Origin of the sequence: Streptomyces clavuligerus, assembly GCF_005519465.1 — a bacterium.
Lineage (GTDB): Bacteria > Actinomycetota > Actinomycetes > Streptomycetales > Streptomycetaceae > Streptomyces > Streptomyces clavuligerus.
Window position 1 is genome coordinate 2,576,270 of sequence record NZ_CP027858.1, and the last position, 11,144, is coordinate 2,587,413.

Below are 11,144 nucleotides of genomic sequence, written 5' to 3' on the forward strand. Positions count from 1 at the left end.
CGGCCCGTGGCCCGTCCGCCCGGGTGTCCCGCTACTTGGCCGCGTTGGCCGCCTTCACCAGGGCGTCCTGGGTGACCGCGCCCGCGTAGACCGTGCCGTCGTCCGTCACCAGGGCGTTGACCAGGCGGGAGGTGAAGACCTTGCCCGAGCCGAAGTCGCCGCTGACCTTGTCGCCGAACATGTCCAGCATCCCGCGCGCCTCCTCCGGGAGGTCCTTCTCCGAGGCCGAGGCGAGCAGTCCGCCGCCCGGGACCTTGAAGGTGGCTATGGAGGTCCAGTCCTTGCCGAGGATGTTCAGCCCGCCGCCGGGCAGCCCGGCCCCGAACTCCTTCTCCAGGTCCTTGCCCAGGTCCTTGCCCAGGTCCTCGACGGCCTGGCCCGTCCCGGCCCCGAACTCCTTCTCCAGCGCGGCGAGGTCCTTCTCGAAGTCCTTGCCGAAGTCCTTGCCCAGGTCCTTGCCGAACTCGCCTTCGAGCTTCTTCAGCTCCTTCTCGCCCAGCCCGCCGAAGCCCTCGGCCCCGGCCCTGTCGGCTGTGTCGCCCTCGACGAGCTTCGCGCCCTTGGGCGGGGTGAAGTCGAACATCGCCGGGGCGGGCTTGGCGAAGTTCACCTTGGTGAAGCCGATGTCGATCGCGGCCTTGCCGCCGTCGCTCGGATTCACCGTGAACCGGAGGGGCGTGCCCGTCCTCTCATCCACCGCGATCTTGATGGAGCCGATGGTGGAGCCGCTCTGCTCGGGCTTGATCGCGAGCTGGTACGCGTCCCGCCCGGCGATCTGGGCGGTGCCGTCGACCTCGACCGAGGTGCTCGCCCCGCGCGCCGCGTCGAGCACCGTCCGGGCCAGCTCCTGCGGCGTCGTCGGCAGCCGGTCCGGGCCCTTCGCGCCCTTGCCGCCGGGGGCGCCCCCGCCATGACCCTTGCCCCCGGTGAGGTCCTTCTCGTGGTAGACCTCGTTGCTCTCGCTGTTGTACGCCCACAGCTCGCCGCCGTTGTGGATCACGCTGTACTCGGAGGTCTCGTCGAGGACCGAGAGCTTCTGCCGCTCGGGTCCGTCGATGGCGATCCGCAGGGTGTGCGAGCCGCCGGACGCCAGCTCGGTCAGCTTCTCCTGGGGGTCCGCCGAGGAGCCGCCGGGGCCGCCGGAGCCCAGGGCGCCCGGGGCGAGGCCCTCAAGACCGTCCAGACCCGGCAGGCCCAGATCCGTGGTGATCTTCACCGTGCCGGAGAGCTGCTGGGTCTCCGACGCGGCGATCTTCTCGATGAGCTGCTGGGCCGTGATGTCCGGGAGGTCCGGATCGCCGGAAGCGGCCAGCGCCGGGACCAGTCCGATGGTCGCCGCCGCGATGCCGGCCACGGCGACGGGGACGGCGTAGCGCGCGGCCTTCTTGCGGCGGCCTCCGGCGCCCTGGGTCTCCTCGGTGCTCCGTGCGCTGTCGTTGGCTTCCATGGTGTGGACTACCTCCGTGGTCGGTCAGAAGCGGTGGTGCCGGACGGGCCCCTGCCGGTCGGGGGAGCGCCCTCACCCGGAAGCGTCGGCCGCCCCGGGGCGATGTATCCATCACACCAAACACATGGGCCGTCAGCGTCCGCCCCCGGGAGCAACTTGCCGTACTGCTCAGGGATGACGAAACAGCCGGGCGCCTCCCCTTCCCGTAGGGGAGACGCCCGGCCCCTTCCCGTAGGGGGGTCGCCCGGCCCCCTCCCGTAGGGGCGGGCGCGGCCCGGGACGGTGCGTGGCGGCGCACCGCCCCGGAGACTCACTTCTGGATGAAGACGTAGTCGGCGCCGTAGGCGACCCTGGCTGTCGCGCCCTTCGCGCAGCCGCCCTCGGGTGCCACGCCGCCCACGGTGTTCAGCCGCAGGATCTCGTGGGACGTCGCGAGCAGCCCCGCCCCCCTGCCGGACCGGGTGGCCTTCAGGTCCAGCTCGGGGATGTTCCTGGAACCGTTGTCCACGCTGCTGACCAGGGAACCGGTCACCGCGCTGCGGTCGGGGGCGATCCACTGCGGGGTGCCCGAGCCCGGCGCCACGAAGGAGTGGCCGATGTGGCCGCCCAGCCTGGCCGTCACATCGCGCTGCTGGAAGGACCAGGTGCCATTGGTGCCGCGCTCGCACGCGTAGATCTGCTGTCCCTCGACCACGGACGCCTGGAAGTTCTCCAGCGCCTTGGAGAACGTGAGGCCCTGGGTCACCTGGTGGTACTGGGCGCGCACGGCGCCGCCGGGGAACTCGGCGGTGTGCAGATTGGCGTAGAAGCCGTTCGGGTCGCCGACGAAGGACTTCAGCAGGGCCGCGTCCCTGACCTTCACGGAGCCGGTCACGGCGCCCGTCCAGCCGTTCAGCGAGGTGACCCTGCTCAGGAGCGGAGTGAAGTCGACCTTCACCCCGCCGTTGGTGCCGCGCTTGCCCTGGTGGATGTGGAGGGCGGTCGGCTTGGCGACACCGCGGAACTTCATGGCGACGGAGACCGTGTCGCCCTGGACCTTGACGAACTGGAGCGCCCGGCCGTCACGGTCGCCGACGGCGGGGCCACCGGCCACCGGAACCTCGTTGGCACCGTTCAAACTGGCCACGAAGTACCAGGCTTTGGCCTTGCCCGCGGCGTCCAGGCCCGCGGCCGAGACGGCCTCGCCCGCTCCGTGGCCCGCGTGGGAGCCGTGGCCCCCGGCACCGCCGGTGCCCCCCGCGGCCCCGGCACTCCCGCCACCCTCAGCGCCCTCGGTGCCCTCGACCTTCCCGGTACTCCCGGCCTTCCCAGCGTCCTCGGCCTTCCCTGCACCCTCGGCGCTGCCGGTGCTCCCGTTGCTCCCGTTGCCCTTGGTGTCGCTCAGGGCATCCGCGACAGCGGGGAGAACGGCGAACCCCACACCGGCCGCGGCCACAACAGCGGTGATACCGACAAGGATGGTCTTGGTGCGCTTCATCAGGAGGACTCCCCGTACCGGCGCCGACGCCCTGTGCGTCGACTTCCGCACACGAGTACGAAGAGGCCCCGCCCTGGACTCAATCCAGAAGTATGGCCAGCATCACAGAATCCGGATTGAACGACTCCGCTTCGCGCCCGGCCCCCGAGCCGCGGGGCTCCCCGCGCCGACACCGCTCCGGGACGCCCGCCACGGACCGCCCCGGAGCGGCGAAAAGGGGCGGGCCACGACGTCCGCACGTCGCGCCCCGCCCCCTCCGGACGGATTCCGCGGGCTCAGCCGGCCCGGTGCACCACCGCGTCGCACAACTCCTCCAGCGCCGCCTTCGCCGGGCAGTCCGGCAGCGGCGCGAGCGTGGCGCGCGCCTCCTGGGCGTACCGGACGGTGTCCCTCCGGGCCTGCTCCAGCGCGGGGTGGTCACGGAAGCGGCGCAGCACCTCGGCGAGCCGGTCGTCGTCCGCGAGATCCCCGTCGAGCAGCTCGACCAGCTCCCGGTCCGCCGCCTCGCCCGTGGCCTTCGCCCGCTCGCGCAGCCGCAGCACCGGCAGGGTGGGAATGCCCTCCCGCAGATCCGTGCCGGGCGTCTTGCCCGACTCGTGCGAGTGGCTGGCGATGTCGAGGACGTCGTCGGCGAGCTGGAAGGCGACCCCCAGCCGCTCCCCGTACTGGGTGAGCGTGTCCACGATCCGTTCGTCGGCACCGGCCATCATCGCGCCGATCCGGCCCGAGACGGCGATCAGCGAACCCGTCTTGCCCCCGATCACATCGAGATAGTGCTCGATGGGGTCGCCGCCCTCGCGGGGACCCGCGGTCTCCAGGATCTGGCCGGTGACCAGCCGCTCGAACGCCTCGGCCTGAATCCGGACGGCCTCGGGGCCGAGGTCGGCGAGGATGTGGGAGGCGCGGGCGAAGAGGAAGTCCCCGGTCAGCACCGCCACCGAGTTCCCCCAGCGGGCGTTGGCGCTGGGGACCCCGCGCCGCACGTCCGCCTCATCCATCACATCGTCGTGGTAGAGCGTCGCGAGGTGCGTCAGCTCCATGACGACGGCAGCGGGCACGACACCGGGGCTGTAGGGGTCACCGAACTGTGCCGCCAGCATCACCAGCAGCGGGCGGAAGCGCTTGCCCCCGGCGCGGACGAGATGTTGCGCCGCCTCCGTGATGAAGGGCACCTCGCTCTTGGTGGCATCGAGCAGACCGGCTTCCACGGCCGACAGTCCGTTGTGGACATCGGCTTCAAGGGCCTGGTCCCGCACGCTCAGCCCGAACGGCCCGACGTCGGTCACGAGGTGGTCTCCTGTCTGCTGATAATCACACGGATTGTCGATGTGTCGGTGGATTCACTCAAGTCAGCGTATCCGGTCGCGTTTCGATCACCGTGAGCGCCTTCCCGCCGCCCCCGGTATGTTCGTGATCAGCACATACGACCAGAAAAGGCCCATTTCGCCAAGATCTGCGAGCAGCCGGGAACCGCACCCGGACGCGGTCCGGCGGCGGGCCGTACACCGTGCATCGAGGCCCCGCCATGCGCCACCGCCTTCGGTTCCCCTATGAAACCAGTCATCAGGACGTCCGCATCCCCGTTCACGGGGACCTCACCCTCTTCGCCCGCGTCTGGCGCCCCCGCACCGGAGAACCTGTCCCCGCACTGCTGGAGTATTCGCCGGAAAGGCTGACGGACACGACGGTGACACGCGACGCCCAGCGCCACCCCTGGTACGCGGGGCACGGCTACGCGTCCGTCCGCGTCGAGGCGCGCGGGCACGGGAACAGCGGCGGGACACCGGACCCCGCCGGGCTGCCGGGCGGCGCCACCGCCCTCGCGGACGCCGTCGACGTGATCGACTGGCTGGCCGGGCAGCCCTGGTGCACCGGGCGGATCGGGATGTTCGGCCTCGGCTGGGGCGGGAGCTGCGCCCTGGCGACCGCCGCGCGCGCCCCCGAACCGCTCAAGGCCGTCGTCGCGGTCTGCTGCGGGGACGACCCCCACACCAACGGCGGACGCTATCTGGGCGGCGCGGTCCTCGCCGAGTCGCTGCACTCCGCGTCCGCCGCGCTGCTGTCGACGGGCTGCCGCCCGCCCGACCCCGCGCACAGCGGCGCACCGTGGCGCGCCCGCTGGCTGGAGCGGCTGGAGACGGTCGAGCCCGCCGCCCACCACTGGCTCGCCCATCAGCTCAGGGACGACTTCTGGGCGGCGGCGTCCCCGGGGCCCGCCGCCGCCCGGCCCGGCCCGGACCTCAGCGCCGTCCGCGCCGCCGTGCTCGCCGTCGGCGGCTGGTGGGACCCCTACCGGGACACCGTCCTGCGGCTGGTGGGCACGCTTCCGCCGGAGCGGGTGCGCGGGCTGATCGGCCCGTGGTCGCACCAGTACCCGGACCACGGGCGGCCCGGTCCCGCGATCGGCTTCCTCCAGGAGACCCGCCGCTGGTGGGACCGGCATCTGCGGGGCATCGAGAACGGGGTGATGGACGAGCCGCTGCTGCGCACCTGGAGCGGGGACGGCACCCGGGGCGCCGGGGCCGACGGCGGCTCCGACGACCGGCCGGGCCCCGGCGCCGGGCGGTGGACCGGCACCGCCGCCTGGCCCTCCCCGCAGGTCACCCCGGTGGCGTACGAGCTGCGCGGCGATCCCGTCCCCGTCGCCTCGCCCCAGTCCACCGGCCTGGAGGCGGGCCCCTGCCGTTCCACCGACGGCACCACCGGGGGCGACCAGCGGGCCGACGACGCCTGCTCGGCCTGTTTCGAGTTCCCCGTGGCCGGGGAGCCGGTGGAACTCCTCGGCACCCCCCGCGTCACCCTGCTGCTGCGGCTCGGCGTCCCCCACGGGCAGGCCGTGGCCCGGCTCTGCGACGTCGCGCCCGACGGCACGTCCACCCGGATCGCCCTGGGCGCCCTCGCGCTCTCCGCCCGCCATGGCACCGAACGCGCCCACGCCTGGCCGCCGGGGGCGACCGAGCCCGTCTCCTTCGCCCTGGCCGCCGCCGGGCACACCTTCCGGCCCGGGCACCGCATCCGGCTCGCCGTCTCCTCCGCGTACTGGCCCTGGCTCTGGCCCGCCGACGACACAGCAGCCGGATTCGTCCTCGTACCGGAGGGTTCGCACCTCGAACTCCCGGTACGGGAGCGGCGGAACGGGCCTTCGACGGCGCGGGAGCCCGCGCCGGAGAGGGAGCCGGAGCAGGCCGAACCGCCGCTCGTCGGGGCCGCCGGGACCCTGGAGGGGGAGCGTCCGGCGCGGCTGCTGATCCGCGAGCCGGGCACCGGCGTCCACCGCTCGGAGACCGTCCCCGTGCCCGGCGGCACCCGGGTCCACCCGGACGGGCTCGAAGTGACCGAGGAGGCCCTTCAGACCTGGACGATCCGCGCCCACGACCCCCTCTCGGCCCACGCCCTCACCGTCTGGCGGACCCGGCTGCACCGGCCCGCGCTGCCCTGGGACACCACCGTCGAGACCCGTTCCGAAATCCGCTGCGACGCCGACGACTTCGTCCTGCGGGACGAGGTGGTCTGCCGGGACGGAAGAGAGATCGTCTTCCATCGGACCTGGGAGAAGAGGATTCCGCGACTGGCGGGATGATCGCTCTGCCGGGCGGGGCCCACCCCGTCGTACGGTGTCCTCACCCCATGAAAGCGAGGCAAGCACCGATGTCCGAGCAGAGCCCGCTCGATCTGGCCGGGGACGATCCCTTCGGCCCGCACAACCTCCCGTACGGCGTCTTCACCACGGCGGACGAGCCCGGACGCCGGAAGGTCGGCGTCCGGATCGGCAACCACGTCCTGGACGCGGGAGCGGCGGCAGCGGCCCTCGGCTCCCCCTACGCCGCCCTGCTCGGCGGCCCCGGACTCGATCCGCTGCTGGCCGCCGGGCGCACCGCCTGGCACGATGTGCGCCGGGCACTCACCGCCTGGGTGACCGTGCCCGCGCACCGCGCCACCGTGGAGCCGCTGCTGATCCCGCTCCCGGCGGTGACCATGCGGCTCCCGTACACGGTCGCCGACTATGTGGACTTCTACGCCAGCGAGCACCACGCCGCCAACGTGGGACAGATCTTCCGCCCGGGCGGGGAGCCGCTGACGCCGAACTGGAAGCATCTGCCGATCGGTTACCACGGCCGCTCCGGAACGGTCGTGGTCTCGGGGACGGACGTCGTACGGCCCTCCGGGCAGCGCAAGGCGCCCGCCGACCCGGCGCCCGTCTTCGGGCCGAGCGTGAAACTCGACATCGAGGCGGAGGTCGGCTTCGTCGTCGGCGTCCCCTCCGCGCAGGGGCACCCGGTGCCGCTCGCCGCCTTCCGCGACCATGTCTTCGGGGTCTCGCTGCTCAACGACTGGTCGGCACGGGACATCCAGGCATGGGAGTACGTCCCGCTGGGACCGTTCCTCGGCAAGTCCTTCGCCACCTCGGTCTCGGCGTGGGTGACCCCGCTGGAGGCGCTGGACGCGGCCCGGACCGCCCCGCCCGCGCGGGACGTGCCGGTGCTGCCGTATCTCGACGACACCGCCGAGGAGGAGCCGGGCGGCTTCGACCTGCGGATCAGCGTGGCCGTCAACGGGCAGGTGGTCGCGGAGCCGCCGTTCGCGTCGATGTACTGGACGGCCGCGCAGCAGCTCGCCCAGATGACGGTGAACGGGGCCTCGCTGCGGACCGGCGACCTCTACGGCTCCGGAACGGTCAGCGGGCCCGAGCCGCACCAGCGCGGCTCCCTGCTCGAACTGACCTGGAACGGGCGGGACGCGCTGGAACTGCCCACGGGGCGGCGGACGTTCCTGGCGGACGGCGACGAGGTGACGATGACGGCCTGGGCCCCGGGCCCCGACGGGGTACGGATCGGCCTGGGCGAGGTCACCGGACGGATCGTCCCCGCGCCCCGGTAGCGATCGCCGCGCGGCCCGGCCAGGGACCGGGCCCACGGACAGACGGACAGGGCGAAGGGCCCGGGGAGCGATCCCCGGGCCCTTCGGCCTTCCGGCTTCCGGAGCGGTGCGACGGCGGCGGCTACCGGACGAACACCCCGGCCTGTCCCGCCAGATCGAGGAAGTACTGCGGAGCGATGCCGAGGATCAGGGTGACGACGACACCCGTGGTGATCGCCGCCGTCGTCATCCCCGAGGGCACCGCGACCGTCGGCCCGTCGGGCTTCGGCTCGCTGAAGAACATCAGCACGATGACCCGGATGTAGAAGAACGCCGCGATCGCCGACGCGATCACACCCACGACCACCAGCGGCTCCGCCCCGCCCTCGGCCGCCGCCTTGAAGACGGCGAACTTCCCGGAGAACCCGGCCGTCAGCGGGATACCGGCGAAGGCCAGCAGGAACACCGCGAAGACCGCCGCCACCACCGGGGAGCGCCGCCCCAGCCCGGCCCACTGGGAGAGGTGGGTCGCCTCGCCGCCCGCGTCCCGCACCAGGGTGACCACCGCGAACGCGCCGATCGTCACAAAGGAGTAGGCCGCCAGATAGAACAGGACCGAGGACACCCCGTCCTCGTTCACCGCGACCACGCCGACCAGGATGAACCCGGCGTGCGCGATCGAGGAGTACGCCAGCATCCGCTTGATGTCGGTCTGGGTGATGGCGACGATCGCCCCGCCCAGCATGGTGATGATGGCGACGCCCCACATCACCGGCCGCCAGTCCCAGCGCAGCCCCGGCAGCACCACGTACAGCAGCCGCAGCAGCGCGCCGAAGGCCGCCACCTTGGTCGCCGCCGCCATGAAGCCGGTGATGGGCGTGGGGGCGCCCTGGTAGACGTCCGGGGTCCACATGTGGAACGGCACCGCGCCCACCTTGAACAGCAGCCCCATGAGGATCAGCGCGGTGCCGATCAGCAGCAGGACGTCATTGCCCATGGTGTCGGCGAGCGCCGGATCGATGGTGCGCACACTGCCGTCGACGACATCGGCGATCCGCGCGTACGAGACAGAGCCCGCGTAGCCGTACAGCAGCGCCACCCCGAAGAGGAGGAAGGCGGAGGAGAAGGCGCCGAGCAGGAAGTACTTCACGGCCGCCTCCTGCGACAGGAGCCGCTTGCGGCGGGCGAGCGCGCAGAGCAGATACAGCGGCAGGGAGAGGACCTCCAGCGCGATGAAGAGCGTCAGCAGGTCGTTCGCGGCGGGGAAGACCAGCAGCCCGGCGATGGCGAACAGCGCCAGCGGATAGACCTCGGTGGTGGTGAACCCCGCCTTCACGGCGGCCTTCTCGCTGTCGCTGCCGGGCACCGCCGCCGCCTGGGCGACGAAGGAGTCCACCGGTTTCCCCTCCGCGTGGGGGTCGAGCCCCCGCTCGGCGAAGGTGAACACGGCCAGGATCGACGCCAGCAGGATCGTGCCCTGGAGGAAGAGCGTCGGCCCGTCGATCGCGATGGCGCCCATCGCCGCGATGTTCACCTTGGAGGTGCCGTAGCCGGACCGGGCGAGGGCGACGACGGAGACGAACGCGGCGGCGAGCGCGAAGAACGTCAGGACGAACTGGGCGGGATAGCGTGCCCTGCGCGGCAGGAAGGCTTCGAGCAGCAGCCCGACGATCGCCGCGCCGACGACGATGAGGACCGGCGCGAGCTGGGCGTACTCGATGTCCGGGGCGGGGATCTTGTCGACGGGCCCGGCCGCCGTCGTCCACAGGGTGTGGACAGCTACAGGGCTCACTTGGCCGCCTCCACATCGGGCCGGGGGTCAGTCTTCTGGACGTCCGACAGGGTGTGCTCCACCGCCGGGTCGACGATCTCCGTCAGCGGCTTGGGGAAGACGCCGAGGAGGATCAGCAGCGCGATCAGCGGTGCCACGACCGCCAGTTCCCGCGCCCTGAGGTCGGGCATCTTCGCCACCTCGTCCTTGACCGGGCCGGTCATGGTCCGCTGGTAGAGGACGAGGGTGTAGAGCGCGGCGAGCACGATGCCGGAGGTGGCGACGATCCCCGCGACCGGGTAGCGGGCGAAGGTGCCCACGAGGACCAGGAACTCACTGACGAAGGGCGCGAGCCCGGGCAGCGAGAGGGTGGCCAGACCGCCGATGAGGAAGGTGCCCGCGAGCACGGGGGCGACCTTCTGCACCCCGCCGTAGTCCGCGATGAGCCGCGAGCCGCGCCGGGAGATGAGGAACCCGGCCACCAGCATCAGGGCGGCGGTCGAGATCCCGTGGTTGACCATGTAGAGCGTGGCGCCCGACTGCCCCTGGGAGGTCATCGCGAAGATGCCGAGGACGATGAAGCCGAAGTGGGAGATCGAGGCATAGGCGATCAGCCGCTTGATGTCCCGCTGGCCGACCGCGAGCAGGGCACCGTAGACGATGCTGACCAGCGCCAGCACCAGGATCACCGGGGTGGCCCAGGCGGACGCCTCCGGGAAGAGCTGGAGGCAGAAGCGGAGCATCGCGAAGGTGCCCACCTTGTCGACCACCGCCGTGATGAGCACCGCGACCGGGGCGGTCGCCTCGCCCATGGCGTTGGGCAGCCAGGTGTGCAGCGGCCACAGCGGCGCCTTGACCGCGAAGGCGAAGAAGAAGCCGAGGAAGAGCCAGCGCTCGGTATGGGTGGCCAGCTCCAGTTGTCCGCCCGCCCGGGCGGCGGCGATCTCGGAGAGCGAGAAGGTGCCCGCGACCGCGTAGAGCCCGATGACGGCGGCCAGCATGATCAGCCCGCCGACCAGGTTGTACAGCAGGAACTTGACGGCCGCGTAGGAGCGCTGCGCCGCCGCGTTGCGGTCCGTGCCCGCGTGGGCGCGGTCGCCGAAGCCGCCGATGAGGAAGTACATCGGGATCAGCATGGCTTCGAACAGGATGTAGAAGAGGAAGACGTCGGTGGCCTCGAAGGAGAGGATCACCATCGCCTCGACCATCAGGATCAGGGCGAAGAAGCCCTGGGTGGGCCGCCAGCGGGTGGAGCCGGTCTCCTGGGGGTCGGCGTCGTTCCACCCGGCGAGGATCACGAACGGGATCAGCAGCGCGGTGAGCGCGATCAGCGCCACCCCGATGCCGTCGACGCCCAGCTCGTAGCGGACGCCGAAGTCCTTGATCCAGGCGTGCGACTCGGTGAGCTGGTAGCGGTCGCCGCCGGGGTCGAAGCGGACGAAGACGCCCGCGGCGAGCCCCAGGGTGACCAGTGAGAAGAACAGCGCCACCCATTTGGCCGCCGTCCGCCGGGCGGCGGGCACGGCGGCGGTGACGATCGCACCGAGCGCCGGAACCGCCGCCGTCGCGGTGAGGAGCGGAAAGGACATCGC

The 11,144-nt window shown here is 72.2% G+C and carries 7 protein-coding genes; 2 read left to right on the top strand and 5 right to left on the bottom strand.

Annotation, left to right across the window (positions count from 1 at the left end; all coding sequences use genetic code 11):
- Nucleotides 1-31: 31 nt before the first annotated feature.
- The 3 genes from CRV15_RS10585 to CRV15_RS10595 all read right to left on the bottom strand — a co-directional run bounded on the left by CRV15_RS10585 (nucleotide 32) and on the right by CRV15_RS10595 (nucleotide 4,210).
- On the bottom strand, nucleotides 32-1,447 hold the full coding sequence (locus CRV15_RS10585; protein ID WP_003956214.1) for a LolA family protein: 1,416 nt from the start codon (nucleotides 1,445-1,447) through the stop codon (nucleotides 32-34).
- Nucleotides 1,448-1,757: 310 nt separating this feature from the next.
- Nucleotides 1,758-2,924: a CHRD domain-containing protein gene (locus tag CRV15_RS10590; protein WP_003961479.1), complete on the bottom strand. Its 1,167-nt coding sequence runs from the start codon at nucleotides 2,922-2,924 to the stop codon at nucleotides 1,758-1,760.
- Between the two features lie 275 nt (nucleotides 2,925-3,199).
- Nucleotides 3,200-4,210 (bottom strand): polyprenyl synthetase family protein, encoded by a 1,011-nt coding sequence (locus tag CRV15_RS10595; protein ID WP_003956211.1) that lies wholly within the window; start codon nucleotides 4,208-4,210, stop codon nucleotides 3,200-3,202.
- 239 nt (nucleotides 4,211-4,449) lie between these two features.
- On the opposite strand from CRV15_RS10595, the gene CRV15_RS10600 reads away from it, so the two are divergent.
- Together CRV15_RS10600 and fahA are read left to right on the top strand one after the other, a co-directional pair.
- Nucleotides 4,450-6,504: a CocE/NonD family hydrolase gene (locus CRV15_RS10600; RefSeq protein WP_003961478.1), complete on the top strand. Its 2,055-nt coding sequence runs from the start codon at nucleotides 4,450-4,452 to the stop codon at nucleotides 6,502-6,504.
- 68 nt (nucleotides 6,505-6,572) lie between these two features.
- Nucleotides 6,573-7,802: a fumarylacetoacetase gene (gene fahA, locus CRV15_RS10605; protein WP_009997277.1), complete on the top strand. Its 1,230-nt coding sequence runs from the start codon at nucleotides 6,573-6,575 to the stop codon at nucleotides 7,800-7,802.
- Between the two features lie 121 nt (nucleotides 7,803-7,923).
- On the opposite strand, the gene nuoN is transcribed toward fahA, so the two are convergent.
- Both nuoN and CRV15_RS10615 read right to left on the bottom strand, forming a co-directional pair.
- Nucleotides 7,924-9,573: an NADH-quinone oxidoreductase subunit NuoN gene (gene nuoN, locus CRV15_RS10610; RefSeq protein ID WP_003956208.1), complete on the bottom strand. Its 1,650-nt coding sequence runs from the start codon at nucleotides 9,571-9,573 to the stop codon at nucleotides 7,924-7,926.
- Nucleotides 9,570-11,141, bottom strand: a complete 1,572-nt coding sequence (locus tag CRV15_RS10615; protein WP_003961477.1) for an NADH-quinone oxidoreductase subunit M — start codon at nucleotides 11,139-11,141, stop codon at nucleotides 9,570-9,572. Before CRV15_RS10615 ends, nuoN begins: the two co-directional genes overlap by 4 nt.
- Nucleotides 11,142-11,144 lie beyond the last annotated feature (3 nt).